We start from the raw sequence: 22,856 nt of genomic DNA, 5'->3' as shown, positions 1-22,856 counted from the left end.
CGCCATACTTACCGAACCGTAAACGGGGATGGTTAACGGAGGGTTGAAGGTGTGCCTGTACGACATGGCTGGACGGCAATTCTGTTGGACAGGCGAACGGCAAAGCGCTAATCGCATCAGCCATGCATGCGGGATCCCCAGAAAAGAAGCCTTTGGAGGCTTCGGTCGCCTCGGCGCTGAGAACGGTAGCCACGGAACAGGCCGGCGTGGCGGCATTGGCCGCCGCGCTGGAGAACGAACTGGCCGAACCTTTCGCCCGCGCCGTCGACATGGTGTCGCGCATCAATGGCCGCGTCATAGTCACCGGCGTCGGCAAAAGCGGCCATATCGGCACTAAGATCGCGGCTAGTCTGGCTTCGACCGGCACGCCTGCCTTCTTCGTCCATCCGGCGGAGGCCAATCATGGCGACCTTGGCATGATCGCCAGAGACGATGCCATCATTGCCATGTCATGGTCCGGCGAGAGCAAAGAGTTGATGGGCATCGTCGCCTATTCCAGGCGCTTCTCGATCCCGCTGATTGCGATTACCGCGGGCGCGGCCTCGGCGCTGGCGCGCGCGGCCGACGTGGTGGTGCTCCTGCCGTCCGCGCCGGAAGCCTGCCCGCACGGTCTGGCGCCGACGACATCGACCCTGCTGCAACTGGTGGTCGGCGATGCGCTGGCCATAGCGCTGCTCGAAGCGCGCGGCTTCACGCCCGACCATTTCCGCACGTTCCACCCCGGCGGCCAGCTCGGCGCCAACCTCACGCAGATCCACGAGATCATGCATGTCGGCGACAGGCTGCCGCTGGTGTCTTCCGGCACGGGCATGCGCGAGGCGATCCTCGAATTGTCGAACAAGGGCTTCGGCTGCGTGGCGATCGCGACGGCGGATGGCGCGTTGGTGGGCATCATCACCGATGGCGACATCAGGCGTCACATCGGCAGCAATCTCATGGAAATGAGCGTCGATCAGGTGATGACGAAAAAGCCGAAGACGGCCACACCGGACACGCTGGTGGCGACGGCGCTGCAGATTATCAACAATTCGGCCATTACGAGCCTGATGGTGGTCGAAGGCAGGCGGCTCGTGGGACTGGTTCATCTGCACGACCTGCTGCGCATCGGCGCCGCCTGAAAAAATCAAAGGACGCGTCGCGTTCGGGAAGCCCTAGGCGACGCGGCCTGATTTTTCCGGATCGAAAGCGCCATGCGCTTTCGAAATGTCAAACTGCCTCGACGGTCAGTTCCAGATCGGTGTCGGCCGAACTGACGACGCGCACCTGCGTGCCGGCCGGCAGGTCGGGACCGGAGACGCGCCACAGTGTGTCGCCGAGTTTGATGCGGCCGCGACCGTCCTTGATCGGCTCGGCCAGCGTTGCCATCCTGCCGACCAACTGCGCGCCGCGCCGGTTGAGCAGCGGCTGGTCGCTAGGGGTATTACGCCCACCAACCAGCTTCTTTCCGGCAAAGGCCGAGACCAGCGACAGGGCCAGGAAGGCGAGGACCTGGACTTCCCAGGCCCAGAAGCTTGCGTCCCAGACGAGCAGGGAAATCACACCGATCACCAATGCGGCGATGCCGATCCACAGCATGAATATTCCTGGCGCGATGACCTCCATCACCAGGAGGACGAAGCCCAGAACCATCCAGTTCCACGGACCAAGTTCGGAAATGATGCGGTCGAACATGGGAGTGCGCTCCTATGATCTCAGTTCTCAGCTAGCCTCAATTCTCGCCTGGGCGAACCACCGGAGGGCGGGCGGCCTGCCTGGCGGCGCCGGCGGTGCCTTCGCTGCGGAACACCTCCCTGGCGATCTCGCTTATGCCGCCGAGCGTGCCGATCAGCGCCGAGGCTTCCATCGGCATCAGCACGACCTTGCTGTTGTTGGCGGTACCGATCTTGCCCATCGCTTCGGTGTATTTGAGCGCCACGAAGTAGTTGAGTGCCTGCACGTCGCCCTTGGAGATGGCTTCCGATACAACCTGGGTGGCTCGCGCTTCGGCCTCGGCCGAGCGTTCGCGTGCCTCGGCGTCGCGGAAGGCGGCTTCCTTGCGGCCTTCGGCCTCAAGGATCTGCGACTGCTTGAGGCCTTCGGCGGCGAGGATCTGCGCACGCTTGTTACGTTCAGCCGTCATCTGACGACCCATCGATTCGATGAGGTTGGCCGGCGGATTGATGTCCTTGATCTCGACGCGGGTGATCTTGATGCCCCACGGATGCGCCGCTTCGTCGACGACGCGCAGGAGGCGCTCGTTGATGGCGTCGCGGTTCGACAGCAATTCGTCGAGGTCCATCGAGCCCATGACGGTACGGATGTTGGTCATCGTCAAATTGAGAATGGCGTTCTCCAGGCCGGCGACCTGGTAGGCGGCCTGCGCCGCATTGAGGATCTGGTAGAAGGCGATGCCGTCGACGCCGACAATGGCGTTGTCGCGCGTGATGATTTCCTGGCTCGGAACGTCGAGCACCTGCTCCATCATGTTCATCTTGGCGCCGATTCGGTCGACGAACGGCACGATGAGGTTGAGGCCGGGGCTTAGTGTTTTGGTGTAACGACCAAAGCGCTCCACCGTATAATTATAGCCTTGCGGGATTGTCCGGATGCCTTTGATAAGAAGCACCAATACCAGAAAGGCAAGCGCACCAATCGCAATACCGAAACCACTGAAGTCCATTTGAATCTCCCTCAGATGCCGGCCATGGCGTTGATTCCATGCAACCGACTTCACCAAACACTTAGGTGTGTTTCAATAATGTTACAATCAGGTGATCGTTGATTATTAGTGCATGGAATAGCGCAACTGCGGCGATCGATCGCCGCAACGTGGCGGCCTCAGACCCAGCCCGACAGCTCGCGCCGCACCATCGCCTCGATCACCGCCATGCCTTCTGCACTGTCGTTGAGGCACGGGATGTGGGCGAATTTCTCGCCGCCGGCGTGATGGAAGGTCTCGGCCGCCTCGCGGCCGATTTCGTCCAGCGTCTCGATGCAGTCGACGGAAAAGCCTGGGTTGACGATGGCGATCGATTTCACGCCGTCCTTCGCCAGTTTCTCGACCGTCTTGTCGGTGTAGGGCTGCAGCCATTCCTGGGCGCCGAAGCGCGACTGGAAGGTGATGATCAGCTTCTTTTCATCCCACCCCAGTCGTTCACGCAACAGCCGTGTCGTCTTCTGGCAGTGGCAGTGATAGGGATCGCCCTTCTCGAAATAGGGCTTCGGGATGCCGTGATAGGAGGTGATGACCACCTCGGGCTCGAAGTCTAGCGTTGCCAGATGCCGTTCGATCGAATGGGCGAGCGCCTCGATGTAGACCGGCTCGTCATAGTAGGGCGGAACACTGCGCACGGCAGGCGCGCGGCGCATCTTCATCAAGGCGCGAAACAGCTGGTCGTTGGCGGTCGCGGTGGTGGTCGCGGAGTATTGCGGGTAGAGTGGGAACGACAGGATGCGGTCGCAGCCTTGCTCGACCAGCCTTTGCGCGACGCTCGCGGTCGAGGGGTTGCCGTAGCGCATCGCCCAGTCGACCACGACATCGGGTAGGTCGATGAGCGCTGCGGCCAGCTTTTCGCCCTGCGCCCGGGTGTAGGTGCGCAGCGGCGACTCGTTCCTCTCGCGGTTCCATATCCTGGCGTAATTGGCGCCGGACTTGTTCGGTCTCGTGGTCAGCACCAAGCCGTAGAGGATCGGATACCAGATCGCCTTGTTGAGCTCGATGACCCGCGGATCGGACAGGAATTCGCGGAGATAGCGCCACATCGGCTTGAAATCGGTGCCGTCCGGCGTGCCGAGATTGACCAACATGACGCCGATCTTGCCTGCCTTTACCGGCGGATGTCCGGCCGGTAGCCGGTCGAGCGCTTTCGCGGCTTTGGGGTCGACAGGCGTGGAAAGCGTCATGAAGGTCTCCCGACACCGCGAAAACCGACGATGTCGGGCGAAACTAGCGATGCGGCGCGAGTTTTCAATGCTGCGTCTGGCCGCACCTTACCTTGAAAGCCAAAAACCCGTCCGGTTACCCGGACGCGTTTTGCTGGTCGCAAGTGCGAAGCGAGGTTACTTCGCCGGAATGGTCAAGGTCGCGCCGACAGGAAGCCGGCGTGGTTCGTAGCCTTTGTTGGCCTCGGAGATCACCTTCCACTTGGCGCCGTCGCCGTAGGCCTTTTTGGCGAGATCCCAATAGGTATCGCCGGCGACGATGACATGGCTGGCTTCGGCCGGGGCGGCGTCAGCCGGCTTTGCCGGAGCAGGTGCGGCTTCGGCCGGTTTTGCCGGTTCGGCCGGAGCCGGCGTTGCCGGGGCGGTTTCCGCCGGGACAGTCGGCGGCGTGGTGGTGATGTCGCCGGAGCCTGCCGGCAATGCGGGCATCGCCGGCTCCGCCGGTGCAGCCTCGGCCGGTTTTGCCGGTTCCGCTGGAGCAGGTGCCGGTTCGGCTGGTTTTGCCGGCTCGGCGGCCGGGGCAGCCGCTACGGTTGCGGCAACCTCGGTGATGCGGCCGTCGAGCTTGGGCGTATAGGGCCGGTGCGCGGCGAGATAGTCGGCGACCACCTGTTCGAGGCCCGGGCCGTAATCATAGGCGTTCTTCGCCTTCTCGGCGAAGACCTTGTAGCCGTCGCCGCCCTGGCGGACGTAATTGTTGGTGGCGACCAGATAGTCCTTGTCCGGATTGATCGGCGCCCAGGCACCGTTCTGCATCACCTCGACCGACTTGACTCGGCCGGCATTGGGCGCGACCGACTTGTCGAAGGAGTATTTGAGACCTGCCACCTGCGGGAAGCGGCCGCCGCCGTCCTCGACCTGGCTGACGCCGTTTTCCAGCCCGGCAACCAGATCCTTGCCGGAAATCTGGAAGGTCGCCAGCGTGTTCTGGAACGGCAGCACGGTCAGCACCTCGCCCATGGTGACGGTGCCCTTGTCGATCGAAGCACGCAGGCCGCCGCCATTCGAGACGACGATCTCGACGCCCTGTCCCTTGACGCGGTCGAGGATGGCGTCGGAGACGAGGTTGCCCATCGCGCATTCCTTGGTGCGGCAGCTTTCGCGGCTGCCGTCGATGGCCTCGGTGGTCTCGGCCACTTCCTTGTTCTTCAGCGCCTCGATCGGCGCGCCAAGCTCCTTGATGCGGGCAAGAACGGCCGGATCGGGAGTGATCGACTTGTCGAGGAAGATCGGGTCGCCGCTGGCTTCCTTGACGTTGCCATTGTCGTCGAACACGACCTTGAATTCGCCGAGATATTTCGAATAGGACGCGGCCTGCACCACAGGCACCTTGGAGCCGTCGGGGTTGTCGACCATCGTCGGGTAGGGGCCTTCAGCCTTCGGGTCGGTGTTGGACAGAAGCGAATGGCTGTGGCCGCCGACCACCACATCGATGCCCGGGATCTTGGCGATGACATCGCGCTCGCGCCTGTAGCCGATATGGGTGACGGCAATGATCTTGTTGACGCCTTGCGCCTTCAGCTTCTCGACCTCGGCGGTGATCGACTTGACGTCGTCCTCGATGGTAATGTTGGGGCCGGGAGAGGCGAGTTCCGGCGTGTCGTTGGTCACGGCGCCGACAATGCCGATCTTCTGGCCGCCGACCTCAAGCACAATCGACGGCTTGATCTTGCCTGCGGCGCCGGACTTGTCGTTGGGCACGACATTGGCGCTGACGATCGGGAACTTCGCCTTGTCGAGATAAGGCACCAGCGCGCTCTCGCCATCGTCGAATTCGTGGTTGCCGAGCGTCACCGCGTCGGGCTTGATCTGATTGAGGAATTCCTCCTCCGCCGTGCCCTTGTAGGTGATGTAGAACAGCGATCCCTGAAAGCTGTCGCCGGCATTGAGCAGCAGCACGTTCTGGCCTTCGAGCTTCTTGCGCTCCTGTGCGATCGCGGTGACCAGCCGGCCGGCGCCGCCGATGCACTCACCCTTGGTCTCTTCCTCGGCCGAGCAGGTCGACTCGTATTTGTTGTTGCCTTCGATGCGGCTGTGCCAATCGTTGAAATGCAGGATGTTCAACGTGTAGTCGGCAAAGGATGGTGCGGCCGACAGGCCGAGTGTCGAGGCAGAGAGGGCGGCAATGGCGGCGAGCTTCTTCATCTTCGTCTCCCGGATATGATCAAAGGCGTTTAACGCTCTTGCCCGACTGCAGGATAACAGCCAGCATTTCGGGTATGTTCACATCGCGGTTGTGGCGATGCAAGAAGAATCAGGGCGGATAACCGGCATCGGTTTGCCGGCATAAAAGAGGCGGCGGCATCGCGGCGCCGCCATCCGCAAAGCCGCATGGGAAAGGTTCAGCCGCGCCTGGTCAGCACGAAGTTCTGCCCGGCGGAGCTGGTGCAATTCAGCTGGTTTATGGACACCAGCAGGCAGTTGAAAGCGATTGGCTGCTGCCGGATCAGCGAGGTTCCGTTGATCTCGACCGAGGTGGCGCCGGTCTTGGTGTAGCTGCCGTCAGCGAATTTCTCACCGGTCTCCGCCGAAACGGTGGTGAAGACGCCGCCGTTCAATGTCGAGACCGCCTTGCCTTCGGCGTTCAGCCATGAGCCTTCGACGCCTCGCGCCTGCGATGAGATCGGTGGCCCGTCGGAGCCGCCGGTGGTGCAGGCGGCAAGCATCGTCGCAAGAACGCCCGCCGCTCCCGCAGAAAGAATTTTGCGCGCAATCGTCATATCAAATCCTCTCCTGACGCATCGGCCCAATCGTCAAACGGCGTTTTGGGGAACACGATGTGCGTGGCCTCAAGTTTCCAGAGCCGTCCCTCGTGCGTCCAAATGGATGCACACTGCTCTCGTCCGCATCCCTTCAATCGCCCGATTTCCGGGCGATTGCAAGGCAGTGAGGCAGGGGTATGGAACCGCTATCGAACGAGGATGTTGCGGAATTGCCACGGGTCGCTTTTGTCGAGGTCTTCGGGAAACAGGCCCGGACGGTTATCGAGCGGCGTCCAGTCGGTGTAGTAGCCCTTGACCGGTCCGAGATACCGGGACTGCACTTCTAGGCAGCGCTTGTAGTCCATCTCGTCGGCCTCGACGATGCCGGCTTCCGGGTTTTCCAGCGCCCAGACCATGCCGGCGAGCACGGCCGAGGTGACCTGCATGCCGGTAGCGTTCTGGTAGGGCGCCAGCTTGCGGGCTTCGGCCAGCGACAGCTGCGAACCGAACCAGTAGGCGTTCTTGGCATGGCCGTAGAGCAGCACGCCAAGCTCGTCGACGCCGTCGACCAGCTCGTTTTCGTCGAGCACATGGTGGACCGGCTGCGGCTTGCCGGCAGCGCCGAACATTTCGTGGAGTGACAACACGGCGTCGTTGCAGGGGTGATAGGCATAGTGGCAGGTCGGGCGGTATTGGACCTTGCCCTTCTTACCGCGCACGGTGAAGAAGTCGGCGATCGAGATCGCCTCATTATGCGTCACCAGGAAACCGTATTGCGCGCCCGGCGTCGGGCACCAGGAGCGCACGCGGGTGTTGGCGCCGGGCTGTTCGAGATAGATCGCAGCCTTGGAGCCATGCTTGTGCTCCTTGCCGTTCTTCGGCATCCATCTCTCATGCGTGCCCCAGCCGAGCTCGGCCGGCTGCAGCCCTTCCGAGATGAAACCTTCGACCGACCAGGTGTTCCAGAACACGTTCATCGGCTTCGGCTTCTTGGTGCGCTGGGTGTCGCGCTCGGCGATGTGGATGCCCTTGACGCCGGCCTTCTTCATCAGCTTCGCCCAGCCGTCACGGTCGTCCTGCGCGGGTTCGGAAAACTCGAGGCCGAGGTCGCCGGCAAGGTTCAGCAGCGCCTGCTTGACGAACCACGAGACCATGCCCGGATTGGCGCCACAGGTCGAAACCGCGGTAGCGCCGCCGGGCTTGTCGTGCTTCTCCTTGATCAAGGCTTCGCGCAGCGCGTAGTTGGTGCGGCTGGCATTGTCGGCCTTGGCGTCGAAATAGAAGCCGAGCCACGGCTCGACGACGGTGTCGATGTAGAGCACGCCGAGCTTGCGGCAGAGCCGCATCAGGTCGACCGAGCCGGTATCGACCGACAGATTGATGCAAAAGCCCTGGCCGCCACCATTGGTCAAAAGCGGCGTCAGCAGTTTCTTGTAGTTTTTCTCGGTCACGTGCTCCTGCACGAAGGCGATGCCGCGCTCGTCGAGCAGCTTGCGGTCGGTGTCGAGCGGGTCGATGACCGTCATGCGCGACTTGTCGAATTTGAAATGGCGCTCGATCAGAGGCAGCGTTCCCCGTCCGATCGAACCAAAGCCGATCATCACGACAGGGCCGGTGATTTCACCGTAAACGGGCCAGTTTTCATTCGCCATTTTATCGAGCACTCCTTCAAGCAACGCGCCAAAACGGCCGTTCGACCGCCGCGCGACAAACCATAGATCATTGTCACAATAAAGCGAAAAGCAGGGATAAGGTTAGTTCCCGACGGCGCAGATGCGCGCCTACGGTTCGAGCAGTTTCGCGAATTCCGGTGTGAACAGCGCTTGTGCTTCGGAGACCGGCATTTCAACGAGATCGTCGCCGCAAGCCTGGATGACGTTGGGCAAACCTTGCAGCCCGAAGACCAGAACCTGCCTGTCGCCATCGCGCTTCAGGCTGGCGTCTAGATAGTCGCCGATCAAATCGTCGATGCCGCATTCGGCCTCGTAATCCACCTCGGTCTGGTCGCTTGGCTTCTTGCGGTTTTCCCTGACGAAGGCGGCCAGCGAGGGGCCTGGCTTGCCGTCGCCCGTATCGGAAAACATGTCCTGAAGGGTAAGCAAGGCGCCACGGCGCACGTCCATGACATAGGCGTCGGAATAGTTGTTCGGATGCGCACCGCCGCAATAGAGGCTGCCGGATTCCGACCAGCTCATCAGCTTCGGCGTCAATGACGTCACTTTGGACGTCGTGTCTTCGTAGCCGCCAAGCGAATCGTCATCCATGCCCTCCATCGGTGGTCCATCGTGGAAGCCGGCGTATTGCAGCGCCGCGCAGGTCAAGGCGCTGAGGCTGTCATGCCAATGGCGGTTCTGCAGCAAGGCATTGGCGGCTTCGATCGGCGCGCCGCCGGCGAGATCGACGATGCGCGGCCTGGCGAATTTGGTGCGTGGATCGGTGACATAGCTGTAGGCTGCATCCGGCCAACCTTCCTTGGCGTCTGCCTCGGGCGCGAAATCCAGCTTGAGATAGTCGTAGGGCGATGCCGCCATGGTGATCGGCGCATCGTCGCCCGAGAATGTCATGTCGGTGAAATCATAGAGATCGCGTGGCGTCGTCGCCGGCGTCTCTGTCTGGGCACGGCTGGCGATCCTTGTCAGCTTCAGCGGCAGGGTCTTTTTGGCCGTCCAGGTGCCTTCCAGCGTCTTGCCCTTGTCGGCGGAACTCAACCGCCAGACGGCGCCGATGGGTGGAGCCTGGCCGTCGCCGCACTTCTTGGCATCGCAGGCTTCTTCCTCGGCCAATTGAAAGGTGGCGCCCTTGCTCGACTTCGCCTGCAGAGGAATATCGATGCCCTTGGAGCGGTAGAAATAGCGCGCCGCCAGTGCCTCTCCAGCCGTCGCCGGATCGCCGGTAAACTCGACGACGATGTCGATGTTGCCGAGCTTGCCGGCATAGGTGACGGGGTCGGCGAGCGCCGTTGCCGGCAACGCCAGCAATGCACCGAGCAATACGGCTTGCTCCAGGATTTTTCGGATCATCGTCACTCCAGCGTCATGGCTTGCAGGCGTTGCACCAGCCTGTCACGGTCTGACGTCATCCCCTTATAGTCGAGTTGAGCCTCATCCAGCGCCTGCAATTGCGCCGCGAAAGAGGCGGCAAGCGTTGCCCGGTCGGGATGCCGCGCCAGCACTTTCAGCGGGTCGAGGTGGATGCGGATGGTGAACAGGATGTCGCGCGACAGAGGCAGTTTGCGCAGCGTCTGGCGCTCGACGCGGATGAAGGCGTGGGTGTTGACGTCGCCGTCGGGAAATCGCGAGGGGCGCCTGGTGGCGCGGTCGATGCGCTCGACATTGGAGAGCGGATGATAGAGCGCGTCGTCGGCCTGGATCGACCAGTTGAAGCGTTCGACAGCCTGACCCTGCAGGCCGTCGAACATGCGGTTGATGAGCTCGGCCGGCCTGGTGCCCGGACCGAAGCCCGGCACCGGTGCGTGGATCTGCTGCAGCGGCCGGCCGAATTTTTCGACCAGCGACCAGGATGACGGGAAGCACAGCGAGCCGGCGGCGAGTCGCCAGCCGGTGTCGTCACGGCGCATCAGGATCAGGTCTTCCTGGACGAGCAGCGACGCTGCGACCAGCGGGGCATCGGGGAAGGTGGCGTCAGAGTCGGCTTTGGCGCCAATGACCTCAACCCCGGCATTGGTGCGCCGGTACATCCCGGGAAATGTCGACAGCAGATGTGCTTCGATGAGGCCGCGCACTTCGCGCTGGGCGTCGCGCGTGCCGTCTTCCTCGACAAACACCTTGTCGGGGATTTCGGCATACAGCCGGCGCTTTTCGGCGAGATGGTCGAAGAGATACCGGTCGACCTCGATCCACTTGTCGAGTTCGAGCGGCTTCAGCCCGATGGTGAAGAGCTTTGAGGAGCCATCATAGGGCGTGTGCGTGGGCTGACGAGAATTCATGCTTCGCTAGAAAGTGTCCAATGCCGGCGGTTATTCTCGCAGCCGCTTCGTATCAGGCCAATGTTGCCGGGATCAAGCCGCGCAGAGAATTGCCGACGAACAGTGTTTTGGCGGATTTCAACTCGTCATAGCTGTAGATCGCCTCCTGGGCGCGGCCTTCGTCCAGCAGCTCGGCGCGCAATACGCCAGGCAGCAGGCCGCAGTCGAGCCTGGGTGTCATCAGCATGCCATCACCGAAATCGGCGAAGACGTTAGTGATGGTGCCTTCGCAGATTTCGCTGCGCTCATTTGCGAGCAACACTTCGTCGGCCTGGGTGATCAGATATTCGGAGCGGGCGTGGGTGTAGATCTGTCGCCGGCTGGTCTTGTGGCGCAGCAGCGCGTCCGAGGAAGAGAGCCGGACCCGCGCCAGTCGCAGCCGCCAGACCTTGTCGGCGGCGAACGGCTCATAGGGCTGGACCGAGGCGGTCACTTCGCCATTGCGCTGCAGGACGAGCCGGGTGCGCAGCGCCGTCTGCTGCGCCCCGATAGTATTCGCCAGCACCTCGCCGATCCGCTGCGGATCGCAGGCAAAGCCGAGTTCTTCCGCCGAGCCGTAAAGGCGCGCGAGATGCGTTCGAAGCGCAGAAAGCCCTGGCCGGGCTCCCAGCGCATGGTCTCGATCAGCTCGAAATCGGCGGTGTCCCCGTCGCGAAGCGCGCCTTCAGCAGACACTCCTGATACTCCTCTTGCGCCGTCGAATCGAAGACGACGCCGCCGCCGACATTGTAAACGGCCTCGCCACTGGAAAAGAGCGATATGGTGCGGATCGCCACCGAAAAGCGCATCATGCCGCCAGGCGCGATCCAGCCGATGGCGCCGCAATAGACGTCGCGCGGTGTGTCTTCCAGCTCGTGCAGGATTTCCATCGCGCGGATTTTCGGCGCGCCGGTGATCGAGCCGCAGGGAAACAGCGCGCCAAAGATTTGGCGGATGCCGAGATCAGGCAGAAGCTTCGCCCGCACACGGCTCACCATCTGGTGGACGGTCGGGTAGCTCTCGATGCGGAACAGTTCCGGCACTTCCAGCGTGCCGACCTCGCTGATCAGTGAGATGTCATTGCGCAGGAGATCGACGATCATCCGGTTCTCGGCCTGGTTCTTTTCGTCGCTGCGCAAGAAGGACTTCAACCGCGCGTCCTCGGCCTTGGTCGCGCCGCGCGGTGCGGTGCCCTTCATCGGATGGGTTTCGATCATGCCTTCGGCATTGATCTCGAAGAACAGCTCGGGCGAACGCGACAAGACGATGGGATCGCCGAGCGAAATCAGCGCGCCATACTTGACCGGCTGGCGTCCTGTCAGTGCGTCGAAGGCAGCAAGCGGATCGCCCGACCATTGGGCACGGACCGGAAAGGTCAGGTTGCCTTGGTAGCAATCGCCCTTGCGGATGTGGTCGTGAAGGCGCGCGAAGCGTCTGGCGTAGTCCTGAGCGGACCAACTGGCCCTCGCGTCGAAGATGGGGCCATTGGTGGCCGGCGCATCGTTGCGCGGCACGGCCTCTTCGGCCGGAGCATCGAAGACACCCAGACAAACCAATGGCGCGCGCCGGCCTTCAGGCAGCAGCGGCACGAGTTTCGGTTCGAGCAGATAGCCCGCTTCGTAGGAGAAATAGCCGGCCAGCCATTTGCCGGCATCGCTCGCCGCCTGCGCGGCCGCCAGCGCCGGCAGAAAATCCTTGGCATCATAGGCAATGATGATGTCGGCCGGGTGGTCGAAGACCAACTGACGGCCGCTTTCATCGTTGCGGAAAATGGCAGAGGGCAGGGGCATGGGGCTCGGGTACTGCGGTCGACAACGCCAGAACCGCTCTATATGGGGGCCGGGCGGCGTGCAATCGAGGGAGCGGCGTCGCAGGGCGCAAAGACAGTGGCGAATGCAAAAACAAAGACGGCGCCCGAGAGCGCCGCCTTCTGGTTATGTTGCCGATGACAGATCAGCTGTTGTTGGCGGTCCCGGCGCTCGGGAATTGGCGTGCGAACTCCTTTTCGTCGCCGGCGGCAAGCAGCTTGGCCTGCTCGACCCACTTTTCGCGAGCGATGCGGCCGTCGAAATTCAGCGTGTCCTCGATGCGCTTGACGTCGGCCGCGGTCCAGCCGGCGATCTGCGCGTAGGTCGTGACGCCAAGGCCCTTGAGCAGTTTGTCGTTGACCGGGCCGATACCGATCAGGCGACGCAAATTGTCGGCCTTCCCAGCTGCCGGGGCGGCCTTCTTCGGGACGGCGGCGGGCTTTGAAGCCGCGGCTTTGGGCGCGGCCTTGGCGGCGGCAGGTTTGCTGGCCGCTGGTTTTGCGGCCGCGGATTTGGCCGCAGCTGGTTTGGCCGCGGCGGGTTTGGCGGGGGCAGGTTTCGCGGCCGAGGCGGACTTGGCCGTTGCCGCTGTCGACACCAGCGCGGCCGGCGCCGAACTGGAAGGCTTGGCGGATGGAGTCGATGTTTCACGCAGCCGGCGTTCGAGATCGGCGCGGGTCTTGCCGCAGGCGTCGAGTTCGCCAGTCAGACGATCGGCGTCGGCACGCAGTCTGTCACGCTCGCTGCGGGTGCGGTCGAGATCGCCGCGCAGGCTGTCAAGTTCGCCGCGCAGCCGGCCCCAGATAAACCAGCCAACCAACACACCTACAAGGAACGCCAGGACAATGTAAAAGAAGGTCATCGTCTCTCTCCAGTCGGATCCGTCCGCCGCCGTCCCAAGTCATGACCTTGGCAGATCGGATCATCCAATGTGGTTCGGCGGCTCAGGGAACAGCCGGTCTGTCGTCGACTGTCGGCGTTCGGCTTTCCCGCCCATTGCCAACCGTCGCTGTCGCATTCGTCAGACCGCTGCCGTGGGCCGGGATGCTGTCCGGCCTTAAGCCGCGCGCCCGGCTGAGCTTCGGTCGGAAAGCTATCATACGGCTTCGGGAAAGCTAACGGAAAATTTCGCCGGAGAGTTATTCAAGAACAGATATTTAGAACAAGAACAACGCTGCCGTCACATGCATTCCGGCTAAACTGTTCTGCGATTCCGCAAAGTCGAGACCGCTCCTGAACCTGTCACTCTGCGCCATCGGTCCAATGGGTGCGCGCATTAACTGTCGAGCGCTTCCAACTCGTCGATCAGGCCGCCGATCACGCCAAGCCCGATCTGCCAGAAGGCGGGGTCGGTGGCGTCGAGGCCGAAGGGGGCGAGAAGCTCCGAGTGATGCTTGGTGCCGCCGGCGCGCAACATCTCGAAATACTTGTCCTGGAAGCCATGCTCGGCGTTCTGGTAGACCGCGTACAGCGAGTTCACCAGGCAGTCGCCAAAGGCATAGGCGTAGACGTAGAAGGGGGAGTGGACGAAGTGCGGGATGTAGGTCCAGAAGACCTCATAGCCCTCGCGCAGCTTGATCGCCGGCCCCAAGCTTTCTGCCTGCACCTCGAGCCAGAACTGGCCGAGCTTGTCGGAGGTCAGTTCGCCGTTCTTGCGCTCTGCATGCACCTTGCGCTCGAACTCGTAGAAGGCGATCTGGCGCACGACCGTGTTGATCATGTCCTCGACCTTCTGGGCGAGCATCGCCTTGCGCTCGCGCTTGTCGGTGGTCTGGTCGAGCAGCGAACGGAAGGTCAGCATCTCGCCGAACACCGAGGCCGTCTCGGCCAAAGTCAGCGGCGTCGAAGCCATCAGGGCGCCCTGGCCGCCGGCCAGCACCTGATGCACGCCGTGGCCGAGTTCATGCGCCAGCGTCATCACATCGCGCGGCTTTCCCATGTAGTTTAGCAGCACGTAAGGGTGCGCCGAAGGCACGGTCGGATGGGCGAAGGCGCCGGGCGACTTGCCGGGCCTGACCGGCGCGTCGATCCAGTTGCGGTCGAAGAAGGTGCGGGCGATCTCCGCCATGTCGGGTGAAAAGCGCTGATAGGCCGACAGCACAGTGTTCCTGGCATCATCCCAAGGAATCACCGCTTGCGGCGTTTCGGGCAAGGGGGCGTTGCGGTCCCAGTGGTTCATCACCTCCATGCCGAGCCAGCGCGCCTTCATCGCGTAGTAGCGATGAGACAGGCGCGGATAGGCCTCGCGCACGGCCGATGCCAGCGCGTCGACCACGCTGCGCTCGACACGGTTGGCGAGATGGCGTGAGTCGGCGATGTCCTCGAAGCCGCGCCAGCGGTCGGAAATCTCCTTGTCCTTGGCCAGCGTGTTGGTGATCAGCGTGAAGGTGCGCAGGCTCTTGCGGAAGGTTGTGGCCAGCGCTTCGGAGGCGCGGCGGCGGACCTCCCCATCGGCGTCCTGCAGGCGGTTCAGCGCCGGCTCCAGCGTCAGTTCCTCGCCGTCTATGTCGAAGCGCAGATCGGTCATCGTCTCGTCGAACAGCCGGTTCCAGGCACCGCGTCCGGTGATCGATTTCTCATGGAACAGCTGCTCGACCCGGTCCTCGAGCTGGTAGGGCTTGTCCATTCTGAGGTCGAGCACCCAGGGGCGGTAATGGGCAAAGCCGGCGTCGGCGGCGAGGGCTGCTTCGAGCGCCTTGTCGTCGATCAGGTTCAGCTCCAGCGCGAAGAACAAAAGATGCGCGCTGGCGTCGGTCATCTTCTCCTGGATGTCGCCATAGAGCTTTGCGCGCTGCGGATCGGCGGTGTTGCCGGCATAGATCAGGCCGGCATAGGAGACGATGCGGCCGATCAGTTCCTCCAGCGCCTCATAGGCTGTCAGCGCCTCGCCAAGCCTGCCGGCGCTGCCGCGCCCGGCCTCCGCAGCCAGCGTGCCCTTCCAGCGGTTCTCGAAGGCGACGGCATCGGCCGCCGCCTTGGCAAGGTCGCGCTTCAGTTCGGGTGCTTCCATGCCGGAATAGAGGTCGGCGAGATTCCATTCCGGCAGGTCGCCGAGTTCCGCCGCGCCCTGACCGGACGCTACCGCCGCAAGCTGCCGACCGAGAATCCTGCGCATCAACAATTACCTTCTGGAATCAAGGGGAAAGGACAAGCCGGTCAAATCCTAAGGAATTCATTCACCGGGTTTTTTGAAACCTTGTTTAGAACCCTGTGCCAAGATGATCCATGGGAATTTCCCAGGCGGGCAACTCAAATCAGTCATGACAGGTTCCATTCTTATAGTCGATGACGATCCCGTGCAGCGCCGGCTGCTCGAGGCGGCGGTGACGAAATTCGGCCACAGCGCCATCGTTGCCGATGGTGGCGAGGCCGGTCTGAGCGCACTTGACGGACCCAATGCGAGGGATATTTCGGCAGTCATCCTCGACCTTGTCATGCCGGGCCTCGACGGCATCGGCGTGCTGAAGGCGATGCGCGAGCGCGGCATCACTGTTCCCGTCATCGTGCAGACTGCGCAGGGCGGCATCGAAACGGTGGTTTCGGCGATGCGCCACGGCGCTTTCGATTTTGTCGTCAAGCCGGCGTCTCCCGACCGGCTGCAGACCGCGGTCGGCAACGCGCTCAAGGTCGAGGCGGTCGAGGACGAGGTCAAGCGCACGTCGCGGCGTCGCGGCGGCCACCTGACCTTCAAGGACATGATCACGCACAGCCCGGCGATGGACCGGGTGATCCGCCTCGGCCAGAAGGCTGCGGCCTCCAACATCCCGATCCTGATCGAGGGCGAATCGGGCGTCGGCAAGGAATTGGTGGCGCGCGCCATCCAGGGCAGCGGCGAACGCCGCACAAAGCCGTTCGTCACCGTCAATTGCGGCGCCATCCCCGACAATCTGGTCGAATCGATCCTGTTCGGTCACGAAAAAGGTTCGTTCACCGGCGCCACCGAAAAGCACACCGGCAAGTTCGTCGAGGCGCATTCGGGCACCCTGTTCCTGGATGAGATCGGCGACCTGCCGCTCGACGTGCAGGTCAAGCTGTTGCGCGCCGTGCAGGATGGCGAGGTCGATCCGGTCGGCGGCCGTTCCACCGTCAGGGTCGACATCAGGCTGATCTCGGCCACGCACCGCAACCTTCTGCAGCAGGTCAAGGACGGCAAGTTTCGCGAGGACCTGTTCTACCGGCTCAACGTTTACCCGATCGTCGTGCCGCCGCTGCGCGACCGCCGCGACGACATCCCCTATCTGGTCAAGCATTTCATGGACAAGGTGGCGCCGGCGGGCAATCGCCTGCACGGCATCTCGGATGCCGCACTGGCCATGCTGCAGGCCTATGATTGGCCGGGAAACATCAGGCAGCTGGAAAACGCCGTGTTCAGGGCCTCGGTGCTTGCCGAAGGCGATGTGCTCACGACTGACGAATTTCCGCAGATCCGGGCGCAGGTCGACGGCACCGTCAATCTCCACGCCGATGCGTCCTTGTCGGACCCCGGCATGGCCTTGAGCACCGGATCGCAAGGCGGTGGCGCGCAGACTGACGACGCCGGTACTGCAGCTGCCGAGCCCGCCCCTCCGGCGAGGCTGCTTCAGCGTTTCGGCACGCTGCGGGCGCTGGACGAGCGTGGCAATGTGCGTGCGCTGGCCGATGTCGAACTCGAAATGATCAAGCTCGCCATCGACCATTATAACGGCCAGATGAGCGAGGTCGCACGGCGTCTCGGCATCGGCCGCTCGACGCTCTACCGCAAGCTCAAGGAATACGGCATCGACCCGGAAACCGGCCGCCTCGACCGCCTTGCCTCCTGAACGCCGAATTCCACAGCTTGCCAACGCAAGGCCGGGACCAGCTTGCCATGCCACATCCGGCGCTGCATAAGGGTTGGGGCGGGAATATGGCTGATGCGGACAGCGTTGTTCACGCATTAAGGCCAGCGGTAACAGATCGTGTAGCGGGAAAAGGCTGAATCTTGATCTAAACCAGCAGTTTACCAAGAAATCCTGTGTATTATTTTGACGGGATATCGCCACGGTGTTACCGCATTTCGGCTTCAATAAGCGATGATTAACCATTAGGATCGATATTCGGATGTGAGAACCACGCATCCGTTTGGACAAATCCGGGGACAAACGGCAGCCTGCAAGGCCTTTTGATTTGAACAAAGTCGAACGACACAGAAACGGGCGGCGCGATCACATGGGCGTCTGGCCGAGATGGCTGGCAGCGTTGATCGTTGCGTTCGCTTTCCTCGCCGCAACTGCTGCCGGCGCCAGCGCTGAAACGCGCTCGCTCAAGCTCTATCACCTCCACACGCACGAAAAGGCCGAGATCGTCTACAAGCGCAATGGCCGCTACGATCCGGCAGGCCTCAGGAAGATCAACATCATCCTGCGCGACTGGCGTCGCAACGAACCGACCAAGATGGATCCGCGCCTGCTCGATCTGGTGTGGGAAGCTTACCGGCAGGCCGGCGCCACCGACTACATCCAGGTCGTTTGCGGCTATCGCTCGCCGTCGACCAATTCGATGCTGCGCAGCCGCAGCCGCGGTGTCGCCAAGGAAAGCCAGCATATGCTGGGCAAGGCGATGGACTTCTACATTCCGGGTGTGCCGCTGAAAAAGCTGCGCAACATCGGCCTGAAGATGCAGGGCGGCGGCGTCGGCTACTATCCGTCGTCGGGTTCGCCCTTCGTCCACATGGACGTCGGCAATGTGCGGCATTGGCCAGGCATCAGCCGCCAGGAACTGGTCAGCCTGTTCCCCAATGGCAAGACGCTGCATGTGCCGAGCGACGGCAGGCCGTTGCCGGGTTATGACCAAGCGCTCGCCTCCTACAAGGCGCGCAAGGGCGCCGGTTCTCCTGCCATCATGATGGCCAGCGCAGGCGGCAGCACCAAGAAATCCGGCGGCTTCCTGTCCGCGTTCTTTGGCGGTGGCGGTGAAGACGAAGCCGACGACAGCGCCGATGTTGCTACCGCCGCGCCGCCGCCGAGAAGCGTGAAGCCGGTGCTGGCTGCCACGAGCAACAACAACAGCAATCTGCCTGGCATCGCGATCGTGTCGCCGCAGAACGCCAAGCGCGCCAACATTCCGCAGCTTGCCGACGACAGCGCTGACGATTCGGAGCCGCAGGACACGCCGGAGACGATCATCGCCGCGCTGCCCGCCAAGGAAGTGCCGCTGCCCGCTTTCGCACCGCGGCCGAAGGCCGATGTCGGCGCGCAACAACCTGAGACCGTGCCGTTCGGCGTGGCCGATGCCACCACCGAACAGACGGTGGCGACGGCGCAGGCGCCGGCCAATGTGCCGTTCGGCACGGCCGATGCGAGCAATGCCGACCAGGGGGCCGATCAAGCTGCCGCTCCGGCGCAGGTCGCGGTCAACGTCCCGTTGCCGACCTGGCGTCCCGACCGCTCTTCGCCGCCGGCTGAGCTTGCGCCGCAGGACAAGGGCGTTCTGCTGGCGCTGGCCGATACGGCTGCCCACAAGCAGACCGCAACCGACGCGTTCTCGGTGCTGCCGTCGCAGCGTCCGGACGAGGTCAAGGCGGTTCTCGAACAGGCCAGCGCCGCCGATACAGCCGGTGCTACCGACGACTATCAGGTTGCGTCGCTTGAGCCGCGCTCGGCGTTCAACGATCCGTCAGGTGTCGATGCCGCATCGCCGCGCGGCGCTATTGCTGCCCGTCCCGCCGGTACCGATCCAGCCTCGGTGATCGGCGCCGGCGTCAAGACGACACGCAAGGAAGCCAGGGCTTCGGCCCGCGACCTGAAGCCAGGACCGAAGGCAGTGGTGGTGGCGGCCGAACCGCAGGCGGCCCGCTGGGCGCTGAGCAGCGGCGACCACATCGCCACCGTTTCCAGCCCGACGACAGCGCCGCGCTATGCCTACAACATCGTGCATACGCCGCCGAGCGAGGTCTACACCGCAGGCTTCCAGGCGGACAACCAGATGGCCGATGCCAACCGCTTCACCGGCAATGCCGTAAAATTCCTTTCGGTCGCCCGCTTCCAGACGAAGTAAGAGCTCGACGGGGTAAACATCGAAGCCGCGCTGGGCAACCCGCGCGGCTTTTTGCTGTTGGCGAATCTCCAGCACTGGCTTCTAGCGTCCCGGAATGCTAACCACCAGCCTGCATTCCCGCTTCGTCTAATGGTAGGACAGCGCCCTTTGAAGGCGTGAATCGTGGTTCGAGCCCATGAGCGGGAACCAAAATCTCAACGCGTAGCAAACCCGGTCGGCGCAGCTGGCGGGTTTTTGTGCCGAGTGCAATTCCGGGAACACTGTGATTTTCCCGGGAAAGCGCGGAGCGCTTCCCTTGGGAATTGCGCAAAGACAAAGTAGCGGAGGTTATTTTCCGAGCTTGCTCGCGGCCTTCGCGAGCGCCTCGATCTCATCCCACTTGCCGGCCTTGACCAACTCGTCCGGCGCCACCCACGAGCCGCCCACGCAGACGACATTGGCCAGGCTGAGATAGTCGGCGGCGTTCTTGGCCGAGATGCCGCCGGTCGGGCAGAATTTCACGTCGGCCAGCGGCGAGGCAAAGGCCTTGAGCGAGGCGATGCCGCCGGATTGTTCGGCCGGGAAGAATTTCAGGAACCGCAGGCCGGCCTCGCGGGCAGCCATGATCTCGCCGGGCGTGATAGCGCCGGGCAGCAAGGGAACGTCGCTGTCCTTGGCCGCCGCCAGCAACTCTCGCGTGATGCCGGGGCTGACGATGAATTTCGAGCCAGCGGCCGCTGCCTCGTCGAACTGCTTGGCATCGAGAATTGTTCCGGCGCCGACAATGGCGCCCTCGACCTCACCGGCGACGCGGCGGATCGCTTCCAGCGCATCGGCGGTTCTCAACGTGATCTCGATTGCCGGCAGGCCGCCGGCGGCCAGCGCCCGGGCGAGCGGGACGGCGTCCGCGACATTGGCGATCTTCAGCACCGGAATGACCGGCTGGCCATTGAGCAGCGACAGGAGCGTTTCGGTCTTGCTGAGCATTGGCTTGTCTCTCCCTAGGTGATTTCAACCGATTAGCAGAAGGCCGATTCCGAGTCCACGAAACCCGGCCTGCCGCGATGTCACATGTCGGCCAACGAGCCTGCGGGCGAATACCGACGAAGTGTCTTTAGCTCTGCCTTGAATCCGCTTTGACCACGGTCTAGTGGCTTGGCGATGACCAACCATGAACCCGTGCGCGTCGCCGCGCTCTACAAATTTGCGAGGCTGGGCGACTTCGACGCGCTGCGGGTCTTGCGCACGCCGCTTGCCGCCTTCTGCTGCGGGCGCGGCATCAAGGGCACGCTGCTTCTGGCGCAGGAGGGCATTAACGGCACGGTCGCCGGCAGCGAAGCCGACATAGCCGACCTGATCGCTTATCTCGAGGCCATCGAGGGTCTTGCCGATCTCGAGGTCAAATACAGCACTGCCGCCGAAATGCCGTTCCATCGCATGAAGGTGCGGCTGAAGCGCGAGATCGTCACCATGGGCGTCGAAGACCTCGACCCGGCGACGGGTGCGGGGACCTATGTCGCGCCGGCCGACTGGAACGCGCTGATCTCGGACCCCGGCACCATCGTCATCGACACACGCAACGCGTACGAAGTGTCGATCGGGACGTTCGAGGGCGCGGTGGACCCGCGCACGTCGAGCTTTCGCGAATTCCCGGCCTGGGTGGAAAAACACCGCGACCAACTCGACGGCCGCAAGGTTGCGATGTTCTGCACCGGCGGCATCCGCTGCGAAAAGGCGACGGCCTATGTGAAGTCGCTCGGCTTCGAGGATGTGTTCCATCTCAAGGGCGGCATCCTCAGATATCTTGAAGAGGTGCCGGCCGAAGACAGCCTGTGGCAGGGCGAGTGTTTCGTCTTCGACGAGCGGGTCTCGGTGTCGCATGGGTTGACCGAAGGCGAGGCCGAACTCTGCCGCGCCTGCCGGCATCCGCTGACGCCGGAGAACCGGCTGTCGCCGCATTTTTCCACCGGCGTGTCATGCCCGCATTGCTACGAGGCACGCTCGGATGAGGATCGCACCCGCTATGCCGAGCGCCAGCGCCAGGTCGAACTTGCGCAGGCGCAGGGCAGGGGACATATCGGCAGTTAAGTGCCGCCGACGCCCTGACTGGATCACCACACGACAGAATAGCGGTCGATCACCCACAGCCATGTGCCGTCGGCCTGCCGGCGCGCGACCTCTGAGGTTATCGAGCCGTCGGCAAGCCTGGTCGACGTCAACGCGAGGTCGCCGTTAATGGCCGCCGGGCGCTGCTCGCCGCGCTGGAATTTTCGCCAGCTCGCGGCAAAGGCTTCGAACAAAGCGCGGATCGCCTCATGGCCACGCGTCAATTCGGCTGCTCCGGTGTCGATGACGGCATCGGGTTCGAACAGCGCTACCATGCCCTCAATGTCTCCCGCCCATTGCCGATCAATTAGCAGGCGCTCCAGATCCTGGGGATCTCGTGCTTGGTCGCGGTCTGGCTGATCGGTCACGGCAAAACTCCTCCCTCGCCGACGTTGCGGCGACACTAACCGAAGCCGAGGCGGGTTTCGACACATCGAATTTGATTTGCGGCATTGCCGGCGCCGATAGCAAAGCGCCGGTCCGTCATTGTAATGTCAACAATCGGGACCTACGTCTGCAACGTCCAAAACCTGCCCGTCCACGTTGGCGCGGGCCCTTTTCTGGAGGCACCATGTTCGACCCCAAGAAGCTTCTCGACGATCTGCTCGGCTCGCAAGTTCCCGGCACAACCGGCACCGTTCGCGACAAGGCCGGGCAGGCTGTGCAGATGGCCAAGGACAATCCGCTGGCCGCCGGTGCGCTGGCCGCGGTGCTGCTTGGAACCGGCACGGGACGGCAGGTCACCGGCACGGCCGTGAAGCTCGGCGGACTGGCTGCGATCGGCGGTCTCGCCTACAAGGCCTACCAGAATTACGAGGCCGGCAATGCACCCGAGCAGGCGCCGGCGGCCGGCCAGCCGGAATTGCTGCCGCCGCCCGCCGACACCGGCTTTCATCCTTCACAGGCGCCACAGGGGGAGGACGAGTTCACGCTGACCCTGGTGCGGGCGATGATCTCGGCGGCCAAGGCCGATGGCCATGTCGATGACGCGGAACGCCAAAAGATCGCCGGCAAGCTCAGTCTGGCCGGCATCGGCACGGAAGCGGAAAAGTTTCTGATGGCCGAGCTGGACAGCCCGCTCGACCTCGATACGCTGGTCGCAGGCGCCAAGACCGATGAGCAGAGGCTCGAGCTCTACACGGCGTCCCGACTGACGATCGACCCCGATACGCGCGCCGAACGCGGCTATCTCGACCTGCTCGCCGGCCGGCTCGGCCTGCCGGATGCGCTCGTCGATCATGTCGAGGCGACGGTGTCGGCGGCCAAGGTGCCGGTTCCGTCAGGCACGGCGCCGAACCCGCGCTGGTAGACAACGCAGCCGCGGCGGGAAAAGCGTTAACTTCTCGTTTACCGAGGAAGCGC

At 63.2% G+C, this 22,856-nt stretch carries 18 protein-coding genes, 1 tRNA gene and 1 pseudogene; 6 read left to right on the top strand and 14 right to left on the bottom strand.

The genetic code is table 11. The features are described from left to right. Window positions 1–122 precede the first annotated feature (122 nt). On the top strand, window positions 123–1,118 hold the full coding sequence (locus NKH38_RS02110; RefSeq protein ID WP_023686410.1) for a KpsF/GutQ family sugar-phosphate isomerase: 996 nt from the start codon (window positions 123–125) through the stop codon (window positions 1,116–1,118). A gap of 88 nt (window positions 1,119–1,206) precedes the next feature. On the opposite strand, the gene NKH38_RS02105 is transcribed toward NKH38_RS02110, so the two are convergent. From NKH38_RS02105 to NKH38_RS02050, 12 genes and pseudogenes are all read right to left on the bottom strand, one after another. Beyond that, window positions 1,207–1,671, bottom strand: coding sequence for an NfeD family protein (locus NKH38_RS02105; RefSeq protein ID WP_023671953.1), 465 nt, complete (start codon window positions 1,669–1,671; stop codon window positions 1,207–1,209). A 37-nt stretch (window positions 1,672–1,708) separates the two neighbouring features. Next, window positions 1,709–2,659 (bottom strand): SPFH domain-containing protein, encoded by a 951-nt coding sequence (locus NKH38_RS02100; RefSeq protein WP_023695711.1) that lies wholly within the window; start codon window positions 2,657–2,659, stop codon window positions 1,709–1,711. 158 nt (window positions 2,660–2,817) lie between these two features. Next, window positions 2,818–3,882 (bottom strand): ferrochelatase, encoded by a 1,065-nt coding sequence (gene hemH / locus NKH38_RS02095; protein WP_352758765.1) that lies wholly within the window; start codon window positions 3,880–3,882, stop codon window positions 2,818–2,820. A gap of 156 nt (window positions 3,883–4,038) precedes the next feature. Further along, entirely contained in the window at window positions 4,039–6,066 is a 2,028-nt protein-coding gene (locus NKH38_RS02090; RefSeq protein WP_023695712.1) for a bifunctional metallophosphatase/5'-nucleotidase, read from the bottom strand. A gap of 197 nt (window positions 6,067–6,263) precedes the next feature. Beyond that, entirely contained in the window at window positions 6,264–6,641 is a 378-nt protein-coding gene (locus tag NKH38_RS02085) for an Omp10 family outer membrane lipoprotein (protein ID WP_023671949.1), read from the bottom strand. 188 nt (window positions 6,642–6,829) lie between these two features. Continuing rightward, window positions 6,830–8,275 carry a homospermidine synthase gene (locus tag NKH38_RS02080; protein WP_352758760.1) on the bottom strand — a complete coding sequence of 482 codons (1,446 nt, stop codon included), beginning with the start codon at window positions 8,273–8,275 and terminating at the stop codon, window positions 6,830–6,832. 129 nt (window positions 8,276–8,404) lie between these two features. Then, entirely contained in the window at window positions 8,405–9,643 is a 1,239-nt protein-coding gene (locus NKH38_RS02075) for a hypothetical protein (protein WP_352758757.1), read from the bottom strand. A 2-nt stretch (window positions 9,644–9,645) separates the two neighbouring features. Then, on the bottom strand, window positions 9,646–10,569 hold the full coding sequence (locus NKH38_RS02070; RefSeq protein ID WP_023701040.1) for a heme-dependent oxidative N-demethylase family protein: 924 nt from the start codon (window positions 10,567–10,569) through the stop codon (window positions 9,646–9,648). A gap of 52 nt (window positions 10,570–10,621) precedes the next feature. Next, a pseudogene (locus tag NKH38_RS02065) lies at window positions 10,622–11,283 on the bottom strand (aminotransferase class IV family protein). After that, entirely contained in the window at window positions 11,232–12,377 is a 1,146-nt protein-coding gene (locus tag NKH38_RS02060) for an aminodeoxychorismate synthase component I (RefSeq protein ID WP_023728407.1), read from the bottom strand. Before NKH38_RS02060 ends, NKH38_RS02065 begins: the two are co-directional and overlap by 52 nt. Before the next feature lie 163 nt (window positions 12,378–12,540). Beyond that, entirely contained in the window at window positions 12,541–13,257 is a 717-nt protein-coding gene (locus tag NKH38_RS02055) for a helix-hairpin-helix domain-containing protein (RefSeq protein ID WP_023683256.1), read from the bottom strand. Between the two features lie 414 nt (window positions 13,258–13,671). Next, entirely contained in the window at window positions 13,672–15,510 is a 1,839-nt protein-coding gene (locus NKH38_RS02050; protein WP_352758753.1) for a M3 family oligoendopeptidase, read from the bottom strand. A 145-nt stretch (window positions 15,511–15,655) separates the two neighbouring features. Here NKH38_RS02050 and NKH38_RS02045 point away from each other — a divergent pair, with 145 nt between their 5' ends. From NKH38_RS02045 to NKH38_RS02035, 3 genes are all read left to right on the top strand, one after another. Further along, window positions 15,656–17,194 carry a sigma-54-dependent transcriptional regulator gene (locus tag NKH38_RS02045; RefSeq protein ID WP_352757767.1) on the top strand — a complete coding sequence of 513 codons (1,539 nt, stop codon included), beginning with the start codon at window positions 15,656–15,658 and terminating at the stop codon, window positions 17,192–17,194. 388 nt (window positions 17,195–17,582) lie between these two features. Further along, window positions 17,583–19,409: a peptidoglycan L,D-endopeptidase MepK gene (gene mepK, locus NKH38_RS02040; RefSeq protein WP_352758749.1), complete on the top strand. Its 1,827-nt coding sequence runs from the start codon at window positions 17,583–17,585 to the stop codon at window positions 19,407–19,409. Window positions 19,410–19,524: 115 nt separating this feature from the next. Beyond that, a tRNA-Gln gene (locus NKH38_RS02035) sits at window positions 19,525–19,598 on the top strand. A 138-nt stretch (window positions 19,599–19,736) separates the two neighbouring features. On the opposite strand, the gene NKH38_RS02030 is transcribed toward NKH38_RS02035, so the two are convergent. Then, window positions 19,737–20,375 (bottom strand): 2-dehydro-3-deoxy-phosphogluconate aldolase, encoded by a 639-nt coding sequence (locus NKH38_RS02030; protein WP_023691750.1) that lies wholly within the window; start codon window positions 20,373–20,375, stop codon window positions 19,737–19,739. A 174-nt stretch (window positions 20,376–20,549) separates the two neighbouring features. Between NKH38_RS02030 and trhO the strand changes: the two genes are divergently transcribed. Beyond that, window positions 20,550–21,476: an oxygen-dependent tRNA uridine(34) hydroxylase TrhO gene (gene trhO, locus NKH38_RS02025; protein ID WP_023686394.1), complete on the top strand. Its 927-nt coding sequence runs from the start codon at window positions 20,550–20,552 to the stop codon at window positions 21,474–21,476. Between the two features lie 23 nt (window positions 21,477–21,499). Here the strand turns inward: trhO and NKH38_RS02020 are convergent, their stop codons facing one another. Further along, window positions 21,500–21,862 carry a YybH family protein gene (locus NKH38_RS02020; RefSeq protein ID WP_023671936.1) on the bottom strand — a complete coding sequence of 121 codons (363 nt, stop codon included), beginning with the start codon at window positions 21,860–21,862 and terminating at the stop codon, window positions 21,500–21,502. 203 nt (window positions 21,863–22,065) lie between these two features. On the opposite strand from NKH38_RS02020, the gene NKH38_RS02015 reads away from it, so the two are divergent. Then, window positions 22,066–22,803, top strand: a complete 738-nt coding sequence (locus tag NKH38_RS02015; RefSeq protein ID WP_352758745.1) for a tellurite resistance TerB family protein — start codon at window positions 22,066–22,068, stop codon at window positions 22,801–22,803. The last annotated feature ends 53 nt before the right edge of the window (window positions 22,804–22,856 follow it).

Source organism: Mesorhizobium sp. M1078, from assembly GCF_040318615.1.
Lineage (GTDB): Bacteria > Pseudomonadota > Alphaproteobacteria > Rhizobiales > Rhizobiaceae > Mesorhizobium.
Note: the sequence above shows the minus strand (reverse complement) of the source record. Positions and strands in the feature narration are given on the sequence as shown.